This is a genomic window from Glycocaulis alkaliphilus (assembly GCF_004000605.1).
GTDB lineage: Bacteria > Pseudomonadota > Alphaproteobacteria > Caulobacterales > Maricaulaceae > Glycocaulis > Glycocaulis alkaliphilus.
On sequence record NZ_CP018911.1, the window covers coordinates 232784 to 251385 of the forward strand.

Annotated in this window: 22 protein-coding genes and 1 tRNA gene; 6 read left to right on the plus strand and 17 right to left on the minus strand. The window is 61.2% G+C overall.

The window, feature by feature from the left end:
* Positions 1 to 59 precede the first annotated feature (59 nt).
* From atpD to X907_RS01145, 3 genes are read left to right on the plus strand one after another with little or no spacing between them, the layout of a single operon-like run.
* A complete protein-coding gene (gene atpD / locus X907_RS01135; protein WP_127565232.1) occupies positions 60 to 1499 on the plus strand; it encodes a F0F1 ATP synthase subunit beta in 1440 nt (479 codons plus the stop codon).
* A gap of 7 nt (positions 1500 to 1506) precedes the next feature.
* Positions 1507 to 1713, plus strand: coding sequence for an eL24 family ribosomal protein (locus X907_RS01140; RefSeq protein WP_127565233.1), 207 nt, complete (start codon positions 1507 to 1509; stop codon positions 1711 to 1713).
* Entirely contained in the window at positions 1706 to 2113 is a 408-nt protein-coding gene (locus tag X907_RS01145) for a F0F1 ATP synthase subunit epsilon (RefSeq protein WP_127565234.1), read from the plus strand. The genes X907_RS01140 and X907_RS01145 overlap by 8 nt, the downstream gene beginning before the upstream one ends.
* A 68-nt stretch (positions 2114 to 2181) precedes the next feature.
* Here the strand turns inward: X907_RS01145 and X907_RS01150 are convergent, their stop codons facing one another.
* The 9 genes from X907_RS01150 to obgE form a co-directional block, all read right to left on the minus strand.
* A complete protein-coding gene (locus X907_RS01150) occupies positions 2182 to 2679 on the minus strand; it encodes an RNA pyrophosphohydrolase (RefSeq protein ID WP_127565235.1) in 498 nt (165 codons plus the stop codon).
* On the minus strand, positions 2676 to 3836 hold the full coding sequence (locus tag X907_RS01155) for a divergent polysaccharide deacetylase family protein (protein ID WP_127565236.1): 1161 nt from the start codon (positions 3834 to 3836) through the stop codon (positions 2676 to 2678). The genes X907_RS01150 and X907_RS01155 overlap by 4 nt, the downstream gene beginning before the upstream one ends.
* A 135-nt stretch (positions 3837 to 3971) precedes the next feature.
* Positions 3972 to 5285 carry a S41 family peptidase gene (locus tag X907_RS01160; protein WP_127565237.1) on the minus strand — a complete coding sequence of 438 codons (1314 nt, stop codon included), beginning with the start codon at positions 5283 to 5285 and terminating at the stop codon, positions 3972 to 3974.
* Positions 5286 to 5301: 16 nt separating this feature from the next.
* Complete coding sequence (locus tag X907_RS01165; RefSeq protein ID WP_127565238.1) at positions 5302 to 6513, minus strand: murein hydrolase activator EnvC family protein; 1212 nt, start codon at positions 6511 to 6513, stop codon at positions 5302 to 5304.
* An 11-nt stretch (positions 6514 to 6524) separates the two neighbouring features.
* Positions 6525 to 6992 carry a 23S rRNA (pseudouridine(1915)-N(3))-methyltransferase RlmH gene (locus tag X907_RS01170; protein WP_127565239.1) on the minus strand — a complete coding sequence of 156 codons (468 nt, stop codon included), beginning with the start codon at positions 6990 to 6992 and terminating at the stop codon, positions 6525 to 6527.
* Between the two features lie 7 nt (positions 6993 to 6999).
* The gene (rsfS, locus tag X907_RS01175; RefSeq protein ID WP_233352454.1) at positions 7000 to 7494 is read right to left on the minus strand and encodes a ribosome silencing factor; all 495 of its coding nucleotides are present in this window, start codon (positions 7492 to 7494) and stop codon (positions 7000 to 7002) included.
* Positions 7445 to 8461: an L-histidine N(alpha)-methyltransferase gene (gene egtD, locus X907_RS01180; RefSeq protein ID WP_127565240.1), complete on the minus strand. Its 1017-nt coding sequence runs from the start codon at positions 8459 to 8461 to the stop codon at positions 7445 to 7447. The genes rsfS and egtD overlap by 50 nt, the downstream gene beginning before the upstream one ends.
* 87 nt (positions 8462 to 8548) lie before the next feature.
* A complete protein-coding gene (locus tag X907_RS01185; protein WP_127565241.1) occupies positions 8549 to 9169 on the minus strand; it encodes a nicotinate-nucleotide adenylyltransferase in 621 nt (206 codons plus the stop codon).
* Positions 9166 to 10224, minus strand: coding sequence for a GTPase ObgE (obgE, locus tag X907_RS01190; protein WP_127565242.1), 1059 nt, complete (start codon positions 10222 to 10224; stop codon positions 9166 to 9168). The genes X907_RS01185 and obgE overlap by 4 nt, the downstream gene beginning before the upstream one ends.
* A 250-nt stretch (positions 10225 to 10474) precedes the next feature.
* Here obgE and X907_RS01195 point away from each other — a divergent pair, with 250 nt between their 5' ends.
* Entirely contained in the window at positions 10475 to 11449 is a 975-nt protein-coding gene (locus tag X907_RS01195) for an EF-hand domain-containing protein (RefSeq protein WP_127565243.1), read from the plus strand.
* Positions 11450 to 11462: 13 nt separating this feature from the next.
* Here X907_RS01195 and X907_RS01200 read toward each other — a convergent pair whose 3' ends face one another.
* The 3 genes from X907_RS01200 to X907_RS01210 form a co-directional block, all read right to left on the minus strand.
* On the minus strand, positions 11463 to 12017 hold the full coding sequence (locus X907_RS01200; protein WP_127565244.1) for a GNAT family N-acetyltransferase: 555 nt from the start codon (positions 12015 to 12017) through the stop codon (positions 11463 to 11465).
* Between the two features lie 154 nt (positions 12018 to 12171).
* Entirely contained in the window at positions 12172 to 12441 is a 270-nt protein-coding gene (rpmA, locus tag X907_RS01205; RefSeq protein WP_127565245.1) for a 50S ribosomal protein L27, read from the minus strand.
* A gap of 47 nt (positions 12442 to 12488) precedes the next feature.
* On the minus strand, positions 12489 to 13121 hold the full coding sequence (locus X907_RS01210) for a 50S ribosomal protein L21 (protein WP_127565246.1): 633 nt from the start codon (positions 13119 to 13121) through the stop codon (positions 12489 to 12491).
* A gap of 316 nt (positions 13122 to 13437) precedes the next feature.
* On the opposite strand from X907_RS01210, the gene X907_RS01215 reads away from it, so the two are divergent.
* Both X907_RS01215 and X907_RS01220 read left to right on the plus strand, forming a co-directional pair.
* Positions 13438 to 13527, plus strand: a tRNA-Ser gene (locus tag X907_RS01215).
* Positions 13528 to 13679: 152 nt separating this feature from the next.
* Positions 13680 to 14573, plus strand: a complete 894-nt coding sequence (locus X907_RS01220; protein ID WP_127565247.1) for a S1 family peptidase — start codon at positions 13680 to 13682, stop codon at positions 14571 to 14573.
* A gap of 102 nt (positions 14574 to 14675) precedes the next feature.
* Here X907_RS01220 and X907_RS01225 read toward each other — a convergent pair whose 3' ends face one another.
* The 5 genes from X907_RS01225 to X907_RS01245 form a co-directional block, all read right to left on the minus strand.
* On the minus strand, positions 14676 to 15377 hold the full coding sequence (locus tag X907_RS01225; protein WP_127565248.1) for a hypothetical protein: 702 nt from the start codon (positions 15375 to 15377) through the stop codon (positions 14676 to 14678).
* Between the two features lie 14 nt (positions 15378 to 15391).
* Positions 15392 to 15706, minus strand: a complete 315-nt coding sequence (locus X907_RS01230) for a hypothetical protein (RefSeq protein WP_127565249.1) — start codon at positions 15704 to 15706, stop codon at positions 15392 to 15394.
* Positions 15703 to 15879 (minus strand): hypothetical protein, encoded by a 177-nt coding sequence (locus X907_RS01235; RefSeq protein WP_233352456.1) that lies wholly within the window; start codon positions 15877 to 15879, stop codon positions 15703 to 15705. Before X907_RS01235 ends, X907_RS01230 begins: the two co-directional genes overlap by 4 nt.
* 218 nt (positions 15880 to 16097) lie before the next feature.
* Positions 16098 to 16538, minus strand: a complete 441-nt coding sequence (locus X907_RS01240; protein WP_127565250.1) for a hypothetical protein — start codon at positions 16536 to 16538, stop codon at positions 16098 to 16100.
* 106 nt (positions 16539 to 16644) lie between these two features.
* Complete coding sequence (locus tag X907_RS01245) at positions 16645 to 18600, minus strand: AAA family ATPase (RefSeq protein WP_127565251.1); 1956 nt, start codon at positions 18598 to 18600, stop codon at positions 16645 to 16647.
* Between the last annotated feature and the right edge of the window lie 2 nt (positions 18601 to 18602).

Consider the following 18602-nt stretch of genomic DNA (forward strand, 5'->3'; position numbering starts at 1 on the left):
CAAGTTAGAGAACACCTCCTGCGCATGGCAGGGGATTGGTAAAAGAGGCTGAGACGATCATGAGCAATCTCAAGGGCCGTATCACACAGGTGACGGGCGCCGTCGTCGACGTGAAGTTTGAAGGTGGCCTGCCGCCGATCCTGAACGCCCTGGAAACCATGAATGGCGACCAGAAGCTGGTTCTGGAAGTGGCCCAGCACCTTGGCGAGAGCGTGGTGCGCACCATCGCGATGGACGCCACTGAAGGCCTGCAGCGCGGCGGTGAGGTCGTTGACCTTGGCTCGCCGATCACCGTGCCGGTTGGTCCGGGCACGCTCGGCCGCATCCTGAACGTCACGGGCGAGCCGATCGACGAGGCAGGCGACGTGGTATTTGACCAGCGCGCGCCGATCCACCGTCCGGCGCCTGAGTTCGACGAGCAGTCGACCGAGGCGGAAATCCTGCCCACCGGCATCAAGGTCATCGACCTGCTCTGCCCCTACGCCAAGGGCGGCAAGATCGGCCTGTTCGGCGGCGCGGGCGTCGGCAAGACTGTGCTCATCCAGGAACTGATCAACAATATCGCCAAGCTGTTCGGCGGTTACTCTGTATTTGCCGGCGTTGGTGAGCGTACCCGCGAAGGTAACGACCTTTACTGGGAGATGATCGAGTCCGGCGTGAACAAGGACCCGAAGGAAAACAACGGCTCCACCGAAGGTTCACGCTGCGCCCTCGTGTTCGGCCAGATGAACGAGCCTCCCGGTGCGCGTGCCCGCGTGGCGCTCTCCGGCCTCGCACAGGCAGAATATTTCCGCGATGAAGAGGGCAAGGACGTGCTCTTCTTCGTCGATAACATCTTCCGCTTCACGCAAGCGGGCGCCGAAGTGTCCGCGCTTCTGGGCCGTATCCCGTCGGCGGTGGGCTATCAGCCGACGCTGGCCACCGACATGGGCGCCCTGCAGGAGCGCATCACCTCGACCAAGAAAGGCTCGATCACGTCTGTGCAGGCCGTTTACGTGCCCGCCGACGACCTGACCGACCCGGCACCGGCCACGACCTTCTCCCACCTTGATGCGACGACGGTGCTCAACCGCGCCATCTCGGAAAAGGGTATCTACCCGGCCGTGGACCCGCTCGATTCCACCTCGCGCATCCTTGAGCCGCGCATCGTGGGTGAAGAGCACTACGCCACCGCCCGCCGCGTGCAGGAAATCCTTCAGCGCTACAAGGCTCTGCAGGACATCATCGCGATCCTGGGCATGGACGAGCTGTCTGAAGAGGACAAGCTGACCGTGGCCCGCGCGCGCAAGATCGAGCGCTTCCTCAGCCAGCCCTTCGACGTCGCCGAAGTATTCACCGGCTCGCCGGGCATCCAGGTGCCGGTCGAGGAGACGGTGAAAGGCTTCAAGGCGATCTGCGATGGTGAGTATGACCACCTGCCGGAGCCTGCCTTCTACATGGTCGGTACGATCGAGGACGCGGTGAAGAAGGCGCAGAAACTGGCCGCCGAGGCGGCGTAGGCGTAACATGGCCGAGGGCCGCCCCACGCTGCGGATCGAGGACTGCGTCAATGACGTCTGTCCATGGTCCGGAAAGCCGGTGAGCGCAGATTCACTCACTGTCTATCGCGGGGCGGTCATGGGCTTCTGCAATCCCGGCTGCCGGGACAAGTTTGAAGCGGCTGCCGGCGCGTTCGATCGCGCTCTTGCTGCAAGGGACGATGATAATGGCTGACAAGCTGCAATTCGATCTCGTTTCGCCCGAGGCCCGTGTGTTTTCCGGGGCGGTGGACATGGTCGTGGTGCCGGGCACGGAAGGCGATTTCGGCGTGCTGCCCGATCATGCGCCGTTCATGGCGACGATCCGCACCGGCGCGATCGAGGTTCACAATGATGGTTCGGTCAGCCGTATTTTCATCCATGGCGGTTTTGCCGAGGTGACGCCTCAGGGCCTGACCATCCTCGCCGAGGAAACTGCAGAACTCGCCACGCTTGATGCCGCTGACATCCGCCAGAAGCTGGAAGCGGCGCGCCTGCGTGCCAAGGATGCCGGTGACGATATCACACGCGATCAGGCCGAGGCTGAGATCGCCAAGCTGGAAGCGATGCAGGCGGCCATTGAGCTGACGCACTAGAGGCGTTGAGGTGCTCGAAGTTTCAAAAGGCCCCGGTCTCCAGACCGGGGCCTTTTTGCGTTACGGGATCATCGCTGGCCGAAGCGGGCAAACGCCCGCACCACGTCCTCATAAACGGCGCGTTTCCACGGAATGATGAGTTCCGGCACGCGCTCCAGCTTTTCCCAGCGGAAAGCTTCAAATTCCTGCGGGGGCACGGCCGTCAGGTCGAAATCGGCATCGGTGCCCAGAAAGCGGAAAGCAAACCAGCGCTGGCGCTGGCCTTTCCAGTTCTTCTTGCGCAGAGCGAGGACTTCCGGCGGGAAGTCATAGGCCAGCCAGTCCGCGATGGTACCTAGCAGCTCCACCTGATCGCTGCGGATCCCGGTTTCCTCATATAGCTCGCGATAGGCGGCCGCCTGCGGGTCTTCGCCCGCATCCATGCCCCCTTGCGGCCATTGCCACACCCACTGCCCGGCTTCGCGGTAGCGGCGGCCAATCCATGTCAGCCCTTCGCGGTTGAACAGGACAATCCCGGCATTGGGCCGGTAAGCGGCAAGCGCCGCCGGGTCATTCAGGGCGCTCATGTGTCCTGGCCGGTGTACCCGGCGCGGATATTGGCCACATGTGAGGCGGGGGCCAGATGATAGCCCCGCCGCTCAAGGCCTTCAGCCCAGCTTTGCAGCGCGCTGACCGTCACAGGATAGGCAAAGCCGGAACCCAGTGAGTGACCGTTCTGGATGGCCAGCGCCTCCAGCTCAAGAAGCCGGGCGTCAATCGCCCGGGTGCTGGGGTCGCCATCAATGACCCGATCGGCAAGCGCCAGCGGCGCACCAGCGCGCGCGGCTGCTGCTGAGGCAGCGCCCGGACGACCCGCCCCGTCGTGGAAAATGGCGAGCCCGCGCCGTTCAACCTCGCCATATATGCGCGCCAATGCGGCTTCCGAGCCGGTCAGGCGCGCACCCAGATAGTTCGTGACCGCGAAATAGCCAGATGCCCGCGACAGCAGCCAGTGCAGCCGGCGCATATTCTCCGCCTCGCCCGCATCGGCCAGCAGGGTATGGGGGCCGGGGTCGTTATTGGGATAATCAAACGGCTCCATGGGCAGCTCGATCATCACCTCATGCCCGGCGGCCCGTGCGCGGTTCATCCAGCTCTGCAGATCACGCGCATAAGGCACGAAAGACAGGGTGATCTCGGGCGGCAGCGTGTCTATGGCCGCCTGGGTGAGGGACTCACTCACCCCCAGACCGCCGACAATCACGGCGATGACCGGCACTCCCGGCTCTGCCTCGAAGGGGCGTGCATAGGCCGAGGAGGGGCGGCGTCCATCGGACGCGATAACGGGAAGTGGTCCGCCCGGACCCTCCTCGAAGAGGCCGGCATAAGGAACATTGGATGCCCGCTGGAGGGCCAGCGCGCGGGCCGCATTGCTGCCCGGAGGCGGCTCCACCTCGCCGCCCAGAACATCGTGCGTTTCGCGCACGCCGGGAAGGCTCAGGCTTTCATCTGCCTCGCCTTCAGCGAACACGAGCGGGCTGGCGGGCGGCACCTCGGCGACCTCGATAGCCGCTTCTTCCTCGCGGGGCATTTCGAGTGCGGCCCGTGCCGCCGAGCTGGTCTGGGGTGCTGGCGCAAGGAATACAATGGCTGCGAAAGCCAGCCCGGCCACGAGAAACAGGCAGGCAGCCGCAATCAGGGGATTGCGCAAGGGCGGCGTGTCGGATGTCTGGCGGGCGGGCATGGTGTCCGGTTTGGCCTGAACAGGTGAAGGTGTGCCGGAGAGCAGAGCTCACTGGCACACTGACGCACAAGACCATTCAATGCGCCGGGGTAAGGAAAGGTTAACGTACCCGCCGACAGCCGTGCGGCGATTACCCTACCTGTTGGCGCCGCCTGACTGAACGCGAGCCTCCCGCCGCTCCATCATGCTCGAAAGCTGCTCAATGGCGCGGTGGAGCTGATAGTCCTCGTCCTCGGCCCAGTCTTCTGGCGGATACTCCATATCCTCGCGCTCGCGCCGCTCGGCGCCCGCCTCATTGGTCAGCGCATTGCGCAGATTGGCTTCGCTGAAGCGCGCGATTTCGCCTTCACGCGGGCGGCGGAAGGCCACCGCAATATCCGGTTCGACGCCTGTGGCCTGGATCGACGTGCCAGAGGGTGTGTAATAGCGCGCCGTGGTCAGGCGCAGCGCCCCGTCACGCCCCCCCCGCAGCGGTATCACCGTCTGCATGGAGCCTTTGCCAAAGCTGTTGGTGCCCATCAGCACGCCGCGTTCCCGATCGCGCAGCGCACCTGCCACAATCTCCGACGCGCTGGCAGAGCCCGCATTGATCAGCACCACGATAGGGGCGCCGTTCAACACATCACCCGGCCGGGCATTGAAGCGATAGGTGTTGCGCGCATCGCGCCCGCGGGTGGATACCACCTCGCCGCCGCTCAGGAACAGGTCGGAGATCGAAACTGACTGATCCAGCAAGCCACCAGGATTGGAGCGCAGGTCGAGCACAAGGCCCGGCAAGGGGCCGCCATTGGCTTCGCGCAGATCATTGAGCGCGCGCACGGCAGCCTCGGTCGTGTGTTCGTTGAACGTGGTGATGCGCAGGTAAGGCGTGTTATTCGCTTCCATGCGGTAGATCACCGAGCGCACCTCGATGATCGCGCGCACAATGGTGACATCGAAGGGTTCCACCCCGTCGCGCGCAATGGTGATGGTGACAGGCTCGCCGGCCGGTCCGCGCATGCGCTCCACCGCTACATCAATCCCGGCGCCGATCATGGACTCGCCGTCCACGGCGATAATGCGGTCTTCAGGTTCGATTCCCGCCCGGTCGGCGGGGGTTTCCGCGATGGGGGAGACGACGGTGACAAAATCGTCGCGCAGCGTCACTTCAATGCCGAGCCCGCCATACTCGCCGCGCGTGCTGACCTGCATATCCTGAAACGCCTGGGCGTTGAGATAGGTTGAGTGAGGGTCAAGCGAGCCCAGCATGCCGTTAATGGCCGCTTCGATCAGCTCGACCTGGTCCGGATCGCTGACATAGTCGGACTCGATACGGCTCAATATGTCGCCGAACAGCTCAAGCTGCCGGAAGGTGGCATCCCGGCCGCGGTCATCACCCTGCGCCGAAACGGCCAGTGCCGCAGCGCCGATACCAAAGGCGATGGCCGAAGCGATAATGTGCAAGCGCATGTATGTGTCCTGTCTGTCAGCGGCCCCGGTATTCGTCTCTCAACCAGTTTGCGGGGTTTTCGGCAGTCCCGTTACCCCGTCTTACCTCATAATATAGGTGTGGCGGCGGAATTTCACGCTCCGGCATGAGTCCGACCGGTTCCCCTGCCAGCACACTTTGCCCTTCTTCAGCATAAAGCAGGCCAATTCCGCCAAGAATAAGGGTGTATCCGTCACTCGTATTGATCATCACCACCGCTTCAAAGCTCTGGAACGGTCCTGCAAAAACCACCACGCCGTCAAATGGCGCTGACACCTGTCCGCTGCTGCGCGCGTCCAGCCACAGGCCTTCGCGGCGGATTCCATCCGGTCCGGGCGTGCCGGCCGGGCTTGCCACACGGCCCTCCACAGGCGGCCTCAGGCGCCCGCGCATATCGCCAAATCCGGGTCCTGCAGAGACGGTTTCCACTGGCAGCGCCGAGAGCAGGGTTTCACCTTCCAGCATCGCGACATCGGCCATCATGGCCGCCCGCCGTTCACGTAAAGGTGACAGGCGAGGCGATATGTCAGCGAGCTGCGTGATCTCCTCCCAGAGCTGGCGCAGGGACCGGGCCTCGGCGGCTATCCGCGCGGCCTGGCTGGCGAGGTCGCCCGCCTCGCGCCGCAAGGCGGCCTCAGCCTGACGCCGCTCCGCGATCAGAGCCTCAACCTGTGCCCGGACGGTGGCGAGTGCTTCGCGGGCGGTTTCAACCGTTTCACGCTGCCCCGAAAGCTCTTCACGTAAGCGTTCCAGCGCCTCTATATCGCTGCGCACGGCGCGGGCCCGCCGCTCAAGTTCCGGCGCGATGGCGGCCAGCAGTCCGGCAGCGCGCGCCGCCTCGCTGGCATCATCCGGGCTGACGGCCAGCGCCGGCGGCGCGTTCATCTCCAGCCTTTGCAGGGCAGCCAGCACCTCGGCAAGGCTGGCGCGTTCCCGGGCCAGGCGTGTACGCAGCTCGCCTTCTTCGGTCTCCAGTTCCGAAAGCCTCGCTTCGGCCGCGCCCGCATCGGCCTCACGCGCTTGCACGCGCGAACCAGCCTCCACCAGCCTTGCCTGCAGTTCCGCGATTTCCTGCCGCAGGGCGTTGGCTTCAGCTTCGCGTGCCTCGCTGATCGCCCGCGTTTCACGGGCGGTTTCCTCCATCGCCTCGATCTCCTGCGGATCAGGCGGCGTCTGCAACAGGGCGATGGCAAGGAGAAGCGCGCTCATGGTGCCAGCCTTCAGTCCCGGTGATAGGGCGCGCCGGACAATAGCGCGCTGGCCCGGTAAATCTGCTCGGCCAGCATGACCCGCACCAGCTTGTGCGGCCAGACCATGCGCCCGAAGGACAAAAGCCTGACATTGCCGGGCAACAGGCTATGGTCAAATCCGTCTGCGCCGCCGATCAGAAAGTACATCTCCCGTGTGCCCTGATCGCGCTCGCGCCCGATCATCTGCGCAAACTCGCGTGAATCCATCTGCTTGCCACGCTCATCGAGCGCGATGACAATGCCGGAGCCCAGCCCCTCGATGAGCGCGCGGGTTTCTGCTGCCGCGCCGGACAGGGAACGTGTATCGAACTCGCGCTCGCTGACAGGGCCAAGCCCGGTGGCGCGCCCATGATGGTTTGCGCGCTCGATATAGGTGTCGGCAAGGCTGCGTTCCGAACCCGGCCGGATGCGGGAAATGGCCCGGATCTCGATGCGCAAGGCTGGATCAGGCCGCCGTTTCCGGCGCCCCGCCCCACATCTTCTCCAGATCATAGAAGCTGCGCACTTCCGGGCGGAAGAGGTGGACGACCACATCCCCGGCATCAATGAGCACCCAGTCGGCGGCCTGCAGGCCTTCGACCTTTACATGGGCGTGCCCGCTCTCCTTGAGAGCCTGCAGCAAATGGTCGGCGAGGGCGCCGACATGGCGGTTCGACCGTCCGCTCGCGATCACCACGAAATCGGTAACGGACGACTTGCCGGTCAGGTCGATGGATACGATTTCCTCTGCCTTGTCATCATCAAGCGTTTTGACGACGAGGGCTTCGAGGGCTTCACTTTGCTCCCGGCCGCCTTTGAGGCTTACCGGGGCGGGCGCAGTATCATTGCGTTGGCGTTCGACGGGCAGTGCCGGAGCTCCTGTTGAATGGACTAAAACCAGAAAGGTCAGTCTAGCACGCTTCGCCCGCCGGTTCGAGCCAGTGCATGGAAAAGGGTTCACGGCCCGAAACCCAGGCCTTGCGCGACTTCAGACCGGCCTTCGCCGCCAGATCATGGAAGGTGTCCAGCGTGAATTTGTGGGAATTCTCCATGTGGATGGTCTCGTGCTTGCGGATCACGAAGCGTTCGCCAGCAACCGTGAAATGCATGTCGCGCACGGCCATGAGATACATCTCTACGCGCGAGCGGTACGGGTTCCAGAACGCCCGGTACTGCAGGCCGTCGGCGTCTATATCTCCGTCCAGCTCGCGATTGATCCGGGCGATGAGGTTGAGATTGAAGGCGGCTGTAACGCCTGCCTTGTCGTCATAGGCCGCTTCCAGCGTTTCGGACGCTTTGCGCATGTCCGTGCCGATCAGGAGCGCATCGCCTTCGCGCAGCCAGCTGCGCAGGGTTTTGAGAAGGCCAAGCGCGTCTATCAGCTCGAAATTGCCAATAGTCGATCCGGGGAAGAACACCACCCGCCGCCCTGCGTGGGCGTTTTCTGACAGGGGCAGGGCGTCCACATCCAGTTTTTGGGTAAAGTCGTGGCAGAGTGCGCCGATCTCCAGCTCCGGATAATCCGCCGCGAGCTCTTCGCATGCCGCGCGCACATGATCGCCTGAAATGTCCATCCCGACAAAGGCGGCCGGACGCTCCAGCGCGTCCAGCAGTGTGCGGATCTTCACGCTTGACCCCGCACCCGGCTCCAGAACAACCGCGCCCTCGCCCGCCAGTGCCGCCAGTTCCGGGCCGATCGCGCGCAGCAATTCCAGCTCCGTTCCGGTGACATAGTATTCGGGCTGTTCGGTGATGGCATCGAACAGGCGCGAGCCTTCCTCGTCATAATAGTATTTGGGGGGGAGCGCCTTTTGCGGCTTTGACAGGCCAGCCAGAATATCGGACCGGAAATCGGCCGCCGGCGGATGCATGTCCTCATAGAAGGACAGGCTGGGCGTCTGGCCCGTCTTCAGGCTGGGATCGGTCATGGCGGATACTAGGGGGCGGCTTCGGACGAGTGGGCTGGCGAGGTGCGTGAGAGACAGGAATGCCAGCGGAGAACGCCGGGTCGCAGCTTACCGTTCCCGGCGCAGGATCGAGGATGCCTCAGCATGTAATGGCGCGGTGATATATGTCCACCCCGGCGCGCCGCGTTCTACGAGGGCTCTGGCGGCAACCGGCTGGACGCGCGCATGTGCCAGTTGACGGGCCGCTTGGCCCAGCCGCCATTTCAGTGGCGAGCCGCCGCGCGCGATCACGCACACGGGCACCCGCGCGGCAATCTCGCGCCAATGCCCCCAGCGGCGAAAACTGCCAAGCCCGTCCGCGCCCATGATCCAGACAAAGCGGACCTGCGGATACCGCTTTGTCAGATGACGGATAATGTCGATCGTGTAGCGGGTGCCGAGACGGCTCTCGAGCGTGGTCACGACATGGCCCGGTTCCGGGATCAGCGCACGGATCGCGGCAACGCGCGCTTCAATTTCGCCGGGCGCATGGTGTTTGAGCGGGTTGTGCGGCGAGACCAGCCACCATACCGCATCAAGGCCGAGCCGTTTGCTCGCCGTCAGCGCCACGTGGCGGTGCCCGGCATGGGGCGGGTCGAAACTGCCCCCGTACAGCCCTACGGTCATGCCCGGCGCAAGCATCTCCGCCTTGCCGGCAGCAAAGCGGGGTGTGGCGGGCCGCTGGCTCATGGTGTCCAGCTATCGTCCTCATCGCCGCGTGCCAGACGCTCGGCCTTGGCCTTGTCGGCGGCGCGTTGGCCCTCGATGGCGGCCTCGATCCGGTAAAGCAGCGGGCGCATGTTCTCGCCGGTAACGGCCGACACCACAGCAATCTCGCCTTGGCTGCGGCTCTCAAGCTCTGCTTTCAGCTCTTCCAGACGTTCCGGGCTGACCGTCTCCATCTTGGAGAGAACGAGAATTTCCGATTTCTCCGTCAGGCCTGCGCCATAGGCTTCCAGCTCGCCGCGCACCACATCATAGGCCGCGACGGGGTCTTCACCGCCCGCATCGACCAGATGGACCAGCGTGGCGCAACGCTCGATATGGCCAAGGAAACGGTCGCCAATACCGGCGCCCTCGTGGGCGCCCTCGATCAGGCCTGGAATATCAGCGAGCACAAAGCGCTTGCCCTCGCCAGTGTCCACGACGCCCAGATTGGGATGCAGCGTGGTGAAGGGATAGGCTGCGATCTTCGGATTGGCCCGGCTGCAGGCCGACAGGAAGGTCGACTTGCCGGCATTGGGCAAACCCACCAGCCCCGCGTCCGCGATGAGTTTCAGGCGCAGCCACAGCCAGCGCTCCTCGCCCTCTTCGCCGGGCTGGGCATGGCGCGGCGCCTGCTGGCGCGAGGTCTTGAAATGGGCATTGCCCTTGCCGCCGCGTCCGCCGCGCGCCAGCAACACCTTCATGCCCTCTTCGGTCATGTCGGCGAGCACTTCCTCGTTGTTCTCGTCGAGGATCTGCGTGCCCACCGGCACTTTCAGGATGATGTCCTCGCCATCGGCGCCGGTGCGGTTCGCGCCAGCGCCATTAATGCCGCGCTGAGCCTTGAAATGCTGCTTGTAGCGGTAGTCGATGAGCGTGTTGAGCCCGTCCACGGCCTCCGCCCAGACATCGCCGCCCTTGCCGCCATCCCCGCCATCGGGACCGCCAAACTCGACATATTTCTCCCGCCGGAACGAGACGCATCCCGGCCCGCCATAACCAGACGCGATAAAGACTTTGACCTGATCGAGAAATTTCATGCGCTTTGCTTTCAGTCCGGCTGGTTTGGCCGGAGGAGGGTAGTCCGGCGCTCTCTATATACATTCCCGCACGCGATTACAGCCCGCCTGGCCCATGTCCCCACACAACTATGCCCTTGCCCGGACCCGGTTGCGCCTTGCGTGCGTGGCGCCGGGACGTTTCACTGGACCTTACCGTTCGCGCCGGGACACGAATCTGGCCTCGCGGGGACGGGAAAGGGCGTGAAACGGGTATCGAAGAGGGTTCAGCATGAGCGAGCGCGCACCCCGGCCAAGGCCGCCAAAGAAAACCGGAAGCATTGAATTCCGGGTGGCTGCCGAGGACAAGGATGCCTTCCTGGATGCCTGCGAGGCAGAGGGGAGGCCAGCCAGCGGGGTGCTTCGTGAAGCCATGGCGCATTTTGTCCGGCACCGCCGGATCGCGCCCAGCAGATGGAGCCGTCTCATGCCTAATTCCGTTATCGCAGCGGGCCTTGCGCTCGCCTTCGCCGTCCAGTCCGCTGACCGCCTGCCCGGCGCGGACCGGCCCTATGCCATTGCCGAGTTCGACTATTACGACCTCAACTCCGATGGCCGCATCACCTTGCATGAATATCTGCGGGCATCCGGGACGGTCCGGGAGTTGGCGGGGAACAGCAGAACCCCGCGTCAGGCTGAACGGACGGGCCGGGTGTTTGGTTTGTTTGCGGCCTACAATGCTGGCCCCGCCCAAATGCTCTTTGCGCACCCGGATCGCGTTAGTGACGAATGCTGGCGGGCTGTGGAGGACCAGCAACTGGTTGCCACCACTCGCAACTTCCAGCTGATGGACGCCGACAATGATGGCGTTGTGACGCCGGAGGAGTTTGGCCGGTACCGGCTTGAGGCAACACAAAGAGCGTTTAGCAATGCTTGGGACCTCACCGGAGACGGCCTCATCACATCTGCCGATCTCGAACTGCGGGCGCAGAGGTTTTCAGCATTTCAGACAGACACTCCCCGGCGGGAAGAGCAACTGCTCGATCCGGCCACCTTCCACGAGGACACACCTGACCATGTGCGGGTCTGCGCGCCTGAATTCGTCCGGCTCGCGCGAATGGAGCCAGAGACGGTGCCTGCAAGCAGTGACGCCAACCCTCTGATGCGGTCTGAGTCGTTGCTCCAACACTTGGATCTCGACGGTGATGGCGTCATCACCTTCCAGGAATATGCCACCGTCATGGAGCGCAACTGGTCGCGCCCTTAAGGCGCGCCAGCTCTCACCCTGCCTTGCGCACCATGCGCGGGCAGGGGCCAGATCCCATGCGTCCGGATGAGAAGGCAGCCGGCACCTCGCCGGTATAGACAAAGCCGCACTTTTCCAGAACGCGGCCCGAAGCCGGATTATCGGCATAATGCCCGGCGACGATAGGTGCGATGCCGGCCAAGTCGGCCGCAGCGAGAAGGCATTGCGCCGCTTCGCTGGCATAGCCTTGCCCCCAGAAGGGTTCTGCCAGCCAGTAGCCAAACTCGAAGGCGCCGTCTTTTCGCGGGTGCAGGCCGATCATGCCGATGCCCTGCCCGGTGCCTTTGAGCGTAATCGCCCGCACCCGGTCACCCCTGTTGGCCTCTGCGGCCAGGCAGGTGAGGACGTAAAGTTCGGCCCCCAGCGGGGGATTGGGATAGGGGATACGCCCGGTCATGTCGGTGACCTTGCGGTTGGTCGTGCCGGCTGAAATCCAGCCCGCATCGCCGAGCGTCAGGGGGCGCAGCTGCAGCCGCGCCGTCTCCAGAGGCCTTGTCCAGTCCAGTTCTTCTTCGGCATCGGCGTGCATGGCCGTCTCCGGGACGCTGGCCGGGAAAGGGTCCGGCACAACGAAAAGGGGAGCGGGATGATCCCGCTCCCCTTTCAGAGCTTTTGCAGCCAGTGCTGCCCGGGATCACCTTTTCTTGCGAAGGGCGATCCCGGCTTGAAGCGTGGGAAGGCCCCTATTCGGCGGCGTCGCTAAGCGGGGCGACCGACACATACATGCGGTCATCGCGCTTGCGGCGGAACTCCACCTTGCCTTCGGTAAGGGCGAACAGGGTGTGATCCTTGCCCATGCCGACATTGGCGCCGGGATAATACTTCGTGCCGCGCTGGCGAATGATGATATTGCCCGGAATCACGGCCTGACCGCCGGCCTTCTTGACGCCAAGGCGCCGGCCTTCACTGTCGCGTCCGTTGCGGGATGAACCGCCTGCCTTTTTGTGAGCCATTGTCTGCTCTCCTCAAAATCTGTCTGCTATCGGAACGGCGCGGGGGCTTAGCCCTTCGCCAGTTCCTTGGCCTGTTCCACCCAGTCGCCGGTCTCGGCTTTCGCCTTGATGCCGGGGATTTCCGCGTCCAGCGCGTCCAGATCGGCCGCCTTCCAGGCAGCGACCTGCGCAAAGCTGGTCACGCCAGCTTCATTCAGCTTCTTGGCATAGGCCGGGCCCACGCCATTGAGCTGGGTCAGATCGTCATTGCCTGCGGCCTTGGCTTTCGGCGCGGCTTTCGCGGCGGGCTTTTCAGCCTTCGGGGCGGCTTCGTCAGCCTTTGCCTTGGGCGCAGCTTTCGCCTTGGCAGCCGTTTTCGGCTTGGCGCCCGGCAGCACGATCTCGGAGATCGCAACGAAGGCTTCCCACTGGCGGTGGCCCTTGGTGCGGCGGTAGTTCTGACGGCGGCGCTTCTTGAAGACGATGACTTTCTCGCCCTTGCGCACTTCCACCAGCTCGCCGATTACCTGCGCGCCGTCGATGAGGGGGCTGCCGACGGTCACGCCGTCCGTGCCGCCCAGCATCAGCACTTCGCCGAACACGATCTGGTCGCCGGCTTCGCCTTCGATTTTTTCAACGGCGAGGCGGTCGCCTTCGGCAACCTTGTATTGCTTCCCGCCGGTCTTGATTACCGCATACATCTCTCAATCACCTTTTCTACGGCCAGATCTCCCAAACCCTTTGGAAGCCTTGCCCTTTTTCTTCGCCAGCTTCTTTGCAAGATGGCGTTGTCACAACGAAGTGCCCGCACTCAAGGCCTGAGGCGGGCATCAGAGGCGCGGACTTATACCCATGAGCGCGCGCGAGTCAATCGCGCGAGGGCGCTGCCGGGCCTGTATATGCACGGCTGGAAGGCCCTTTGGGGCGGGCGTGCAGGGGCGTCCGGGCGTTGCCGCTTCTCATGCACATTACCCGCTTGCAGGGGGCAAGGCTTGTCGCTAGGTTCCGCGCCTTCGCGGAGAGGTGCCGGAGTGGTCGAACGGGGCGGTCTCGAAAACCGTTGAGCGCGCAAGCGTTCCGAGGGTTCGAATCCCTCCCTCTCCGCCATTTTCATAGCAATTTCAATATGTTAGATCGATTGTTGGCTTCGCGGCCAACATAGCGGCCATCATTGAGTGGCCCAAATTCAAGCCGGTGTTACCGATTAAGCTGAACCCAGAATCGTATTATTGAACTGCTATAAAGCGATGAGGTGAGTCATGCAGTCAACAATCGTCGAGCAACTTTTGCATTCAACCGTGAAGTTGACCACGGCTTGTGAAGGCAAGGTTACCGGCTCTGGCACCGGCTTTTTTGTTAGGTTTGCAAGGCAGGACAACGGTAGTTTTGTGCCCGCCATTGTAACAAATAAACACGTTGTAAACAATAAGGACAGGGTAATTGCAGTTTGTCATTTGGCAGAAGATCAAAATTCGACAGAAGATCAAAAACCTTCCGGTAAATTCGTAAACTGTATAATTTCAATCGCACCTGAGATAATAATTAATCACCCTGATCCAAACGTGGATTTGTGTGCTGTTCCTATAACGGGAATTCTTTCAGATGCGAAGAAGAAAGGGACGCCTCTTTTTGTTAGATTTCTTGATCTTAGCCTAATTCCTGCGCAGGATGATTGGCAATATTTTGACGCACTTGAAGAAGTTTTAATGATAGGTTGCCCAAATGGGATATACGACAAGCATAACAACCTACCCATTATCCGGCGCGGCATAACTGCGACACCGGTCGGCAAGCGATATGAAGGCCGAGATGAATTCATGGTTGATATGGCGTGCTTTCCAGGATCGTCGGGTTCGCCAATTTTTCTCTACAATCAGTCTGGATATTTTAGTAGAAAAGAAAACGCGACTCTGATGGGGGCAGCGCGCCTGCACATAATCGGCGTGCTATATGCAGGCCCACTAATTACAAATGAAGGGAGCGTCATACTTTCGAAAGCGCCTCGCTTCTCTGTTGGCAGCATGATGCATCTCGGCAACGCTATAAGGTCAAGTGAGTTGCATGTTTTGGATGCAGAAATAAAAAGATTGGCTGGCCTGCCGCTTAAGCCCGAAGTTGAAATCGGTGAACCTGAATCATTCGAAGAAAAATAGCCCCGGCCATTACAGCCGGGGCAACCAATCACCCTTGGAGGATGGCGACCGACAAGAGCGATTGGCTAGTTACCCGTGGCGAGGGAACGCAGTCGCACGGGATCAGTGTTCAACCCGGCTGTTGCCTTTGTCGGCCAAGGCGGAGTTGTAAAAGGATCGGTGAACCGCACTGATGGCTTTGGGATATTTCGCGGCGGCTTTGCCAACGTCGATGGATTGAGCGATGCAACCCGCGCCTTCAGGGCAATGCTTCTTGATGAGGTCACCTGAAATCGAACCGTAAGTGTCCTCTGCCAGCCCAAGCAGATAATGCGGCGTGTTGTAGAGGACGGCGGCGGCTTCAAGGTCTTTGCCAGCGATTTCACGAATGCGGGCTAGACCGTCTTCTTTCGTTGAGAGTTCACGGATATATCCGCGTATGTCGGCATGAATGGCAGTGCGCTTTTCGTTGAGCGTGAACGCCTCATCAATGAGCTTCACGCCTTCGTTGAAAAACTCATCTTGAAGCGCGAGAAGTCCGGCTTGAGATTTTTCAACCTCGCGAGCAACATCGTGGGCAATCTTTTGCGCCACGACATGCTTTGAGACTTCGGTGCGCGTTTCGTCTTGATGCAGCGCCGCCACCTTCTCAATCCCGTATTTGATCGAGTCATGGGCGCGGTTCACGTAATTCAGCGCCTTCGCTGGCAGCTTCGACGCATCACCAAGCAGCACCTTGCGTCCGGTCGGTATGGACATGTCAGCAAAAAACTTGGCCGCATCCGGGCTGTTGTTCAGCGGCTTGATCGGTTGAGCGTTAAACATGGCGTGGACTTTCTTCAGTTGTAATTCGCCCTAGCCGGGCGGTTGTTGAGTTCGTCAGATCGGGCGTCTTCATCGCGGCATTCTTCAAGAAGCTTTGCTTGCTGTTCTTCAATGAGCTTATCGACAGCGGCAATGTCTTCAGGTTCGCGCGGGACTTCAGGCACAACTATCAAGCGGTGGCCTTCAGGTATGTCGCCGTATTGGCGCTGCATCCGGGCAAAGGCTTCGTCTTCAGTCTCGTTCCAACGCACCCCCACAACATGCGGCCAGTGGGTGCCGGTGCCGCGCTCTAGGCGCTCTAGGCGTCTGGACAGGCCGCGAAGGCTCATTGCAGCGTCCTGCCCTTCTCAAGCGCCTCTACACGGGCCTCTAGGGCCGATCCCTCAATCATCCGCGACAGGATCGACAGAATGTTGGCTAGGCGGCTGGCGTCTTCGACCTTGATTGAGCCGGAGCGCGCGTCCCTGAAAAGCCTTGCGGTCTGGTGGGCACAGTCGGTCACGCTCGACAGCCGCGCCCTGAACGCCTTGCGACGGCCACCCACAGCCCCTTTAGCGGGGGCAGGCAGGGGAACCCCGTCTTCAACCGGAAACTCGCTTTGCTCGACTTGCATTTCTCGACACCCAAGGCAGCTATTACCCACAGCCTAGAGGCGATTATTTGCATTAGTCAATAATAATGAAATCTGCAATACATATTCAACGAATGCATATTGTTTAATTAAAGTTCACCACTCGCTTTCTTGCGCATGTGTTCATCATATAATTCAAACATCAACTTTGTCGCTTCAAAAGCGACTTCCCTATCCGGCGAATTCACCGCTCGCAACAGGCATTCGATTGAGTGATTCAAGAGCCAGTTGCCTTCTTCACCCTTGGGTTTGAATTCTTCACGGGTCATAAGAATCTGAAGGGCCGCAATGGCCGTGCTGCGATCCGATTGGTTCACCCAATGCTTCGCCAGCCGTTCAGCCGTTTTCAGGTAACTGCGCTCGATTAGCCGATTGATTTCTTCATCGGTTGGAGCCGGTCCCGTGTCCGGTTTGTATTGGCGTTCCCACGGTGTTTCATTCCACCAATCCGCCCTTGGTTCATCCGTCATTTCAAAGTTCCTTTTGTTATTTATGTTGGCCGGTATGTTGGCCAAGTTGATGTTGTTCAATCAAAAGTCCTGCAAACTCTGTCGAATGTGGCGGAGTGTAAATCCGCGAGCGCCGAAATCGGGGCGCTCTAGAGAAGGGGCGGTAACAACGGTCACAAGGTAACAATCACGAAAAAAGACCCCCCTCATTCGTTACTTTGTTACCGTTGTTACCGGGGGTATAAGGGTGAGCGTATTTTCCGCGCCCTTCTTTGCGCAATTCGCCCGCCGCCACCATTTTGCCAAGTAACCGGCGAATGTTACCGGGGGACTGGCCGGTAACATTGGCGATCTCTTGAGGGGTGAGAGGGGCGTTTGCACGGGCCACAGCGGACAGGATGGCCGCGCGCTCATCGGAGCGGCGAACCTCTGACGGCGCACCTAGACTTTCCCAACGACAGGTATCCCGGTCGAAGTCCAGCGCGAGTTCAAATTCTTCAACGTCGCGCCCCCTGCCCGCCAGAACAGGCCCATTGCTATCGCGGCTCAACACAAGTGTGGTGTCGGCTGCGCCGGTCAGGCCATTGGTTCCGCTGGTTCGCTCTAGCTTATCGTCAGCTTCAGCTTTGCGCGTGTGGTGAACAACAACCACGCCAATGCCAAATTCATCCGCCAACGCCTTCAATGGCTGGACGCTTCGATAATCATAAACGTATGCGTCTTCACCTTTGCCCTTGGACGGGCGAACCATGTTGAGAACATCAACCACGATCAGGCGTGGGTTCACGGCTGAAGTTATCCAGTTCCGCAAAGCGTCAACGCCGCCCTTGTCGAGCGTTGGCATTTCAGTCCAGATCGTTAGCGCCGGGCCGGGCTTCACGGTGCAAATCCGTTGAAGCCGGTCCTTAATCCGGCGCGGTGTATCCTCTAAGGCCGCATACAGCACGCTCCCTTGCGGGCAATGCATGTTCAGCGCAAAGCCGCCATGCGCAACGGCGTTCGCCAAATCCAAGGCTAGCCATGATTTCCCTAGCTTCGGCGCGCCAACCAGCAATGTGAGGCCAGCGGCAACGAGTGTGGGCACAATCCATGCAATCGGGGCAAAGTCCGCATCCCACAGTTCTTCAGCCGTGTATGAGGTTTGCCGGGCGGGCCTGCCTCCGACTTTCGCGGCGATTTCAGCGGTTAGCTTGCTGCTATCAACCAAGGCAAAGTTCGGTCGCGAGTCCATCGCCCTGTTGATTGTCCGTTCACGGTAATCCGGTCGAGATTGCGTCTTCTCACGCTGACCTAACGGGCTGGCCAGCCAAAGGCGTTCAACTTCAGCCGGGTTAAAGTTCGTGCGCGGAGCAAGTGCATTGCAAAGGGCTTGATCGGCTGCGCTGTGATCCCCGCCGTGGGCGCTTAGATCGCCGTTATAGAGGGCGGCTAGGGCCGGATCGGCAAACAGGCTGGCCAACACCTCGCCATTGCCCACAGAAGGGGCCTGTGAGGGCTGTGGGGGTGTTTCCGGTGCCGGACTGCCCAAATCTGCCGAAAGGCGCTCTAGGAGGCCCTGACAGTCGTTTATCGGGCCGGGCCGGACGAACCTGCCGGTCATTGTGAAATACCGGCCAGAGGAATAGACCTCGACCTTGCCGCGTCGTCTCGACGCCACTTTGCCCTTCACGATGATATGTAGTCCGCGTCCTGACGGTGAAAGTTCGGCGTAGCTATCGAACGCTTCATAAATCCGCCGTTGGACGGCAAAAGCTTCAGCGTCATCGCCAGCGTCATCAAGGTCAATGCCGGTGAACGGATCATTGTCCGTGAACACAAAGCCAATGCCATCAAACCCGCCTGCCTTGAATGCGGCAACAGCTTCATCAAATCCGGTCCAATGTTCGGGGTTCGACACACTGGCCTTACCGTGTCCAACCGCCTTATATGGAACTTTAGTTGGCTTGTTTCCTTCACGATGTTCATATCGCCAACAAACAAATTGCCTGTAATTTCGCATTTCTACAGGAATGCACTCGAACTGCTTTGTGGTATCGAGCGCGCTAGCTTGCATTGTCGGTGAATTTAGACTAACGTAGTCTCTGCCATCGTGACTATCGTTAGCCGTCGCCTCATTGCCGGGGCGGCGGCTTTCGCTTTCCATGG

What these genes read in the sequence shown, in the direction of transcription:
- X907_RS01225 (WP_127565248.1), bottom strand. Translation starts at nt 15,377, where the DNA reads ATGTTTAACGCTCAACCGATCAAGCCGCTGAACAACAGCCCGGATGCG.
- X907_RS01155 (WP_127565236.1), bottom strand. Translation starts at nt 3,836, where the DNA reads ATGCCCGCCCGCCAGACATCCGACACGCCGCCCTTGCGCAATCCCCTG.
- rpmA (WP_127565245.1), bottom strand. Translation starts at nt 12,441, where the DNA reads ATGGCTCACAAAAAGGCAGGCGGTTCATCCCGCAACGGACGCGACAGT.
- X907_RS01220 (WP_127565247.1), top strand. Translation starts at nt 13,680, where the DNA reads ATGCAGTCAACAATCGTCGAGCAACTTTTGCATTCAACCGTGAAGTTG.
- X907_RS01160 (WP_127565237.1), bottom strand. Translation starts at nt 5,285, where the DNA reads ATGCGCTTGCACATTATCGCTTCGGCCATCGCCTTTGGTATCGGCGCT.
- obgE (WP_127565242.1), bottom strand. Translation starts at nt 10,224, where the DNA reads ATGAAATTTCTCGATCAGGTCAAAGTCTTTATCGCGTCTGGTTATGGC.
- atpD (WP_127565232.1), top strand. Translation starts at nt 60, where the DNA reads ATGAGCAATCTCAAGGGCCGTATCACACAGGTGACGGGCGCCGTCGTC.
- X907_RS01195 (WP_127565243.1), top strand. Translation starts at nt 10,475, where the DNA reads ATGAGCGAGCGCGCACCCCGGCCAAGGCCGCCAAAGAAAACCGGAAGC.
- X907_RS01200 (WP_127565244.1), bottom strand. Translation starts at nt 12,017, where the DNA reads ATGCACGCCGATGCCGAAGAAGAACTGGACTGGACAAGGCCTCTGGAG.
- X907_RS01165 (WP_127565238.1), bottom strand. Translation starts at nt 6,513, where the DNA reads ATGAGCGCGCTTCTCCTTGCCATCGCCCTGTTGCAGACGCCGCCTGAT.
- X907_RS01210 (WP_127565246.1), bottom strand. Translation starts at nt 13,121, where the DNA reads ATGTATGCGGTAATCAAGACCGGCGGGAAGCAATACAAGGTTGCCGAA.
- X907_RS01245 (WP_127565251.1), bottom strand. Translation starts at nt 18,600, where the DNA reads ATGGAAAGCGAAAGCCGCCGCCCCGGCAATGAGGCGACGGCTAACGAT.
- X907_RS01230 (WP_127565249.1), bottom strand. Translation starts at nt 15,706, where the DNA reads ATGAGCCTTCGCGGCCTGTCCAGACGCCTAGAGCGCCTAGAGCGCGGC.
- egtD (WP_127565240.1), bottom strand. Translation starts at nt 8,461, where the DNA reads ATGACCGATCCCAGCCTGAAGACGGGCCAGACGCCCAGCCTGTCCTTC.
- X907_RS01145 (WP_127565234.1), top strand. Translation starts at nt 1,706, where the DNA reads ATGGCTGACAAGCTGCAATTCGATCTCGTTTCGCCCGAGGCCCGTGTG.
- X907_RS01185 (WP_127565241.1), bottom strand. Translation starts at nt 9,169, where the DNA reads ATGAGCCAGCGGCCCGCCACACCCCGCTTTGCTGCCGGCAAGGCGGAG.
- X907_RS01140 (WP_127565233.1), top strand. Translation starts at nt 1,507, where the DNA reads ATGGCCGAGGGCCGCCCCACGCTGCGGATCGAGGACTGCGTCAATGAC.
- X907_RS01150 (WP_127565235.1), bottom strand. Translation starts at nt 2,679, where the DNA reads ATGAGCGCCCTGAATGACCCGGCGGCGCTTGCCGCTTACCGGCCCAAT.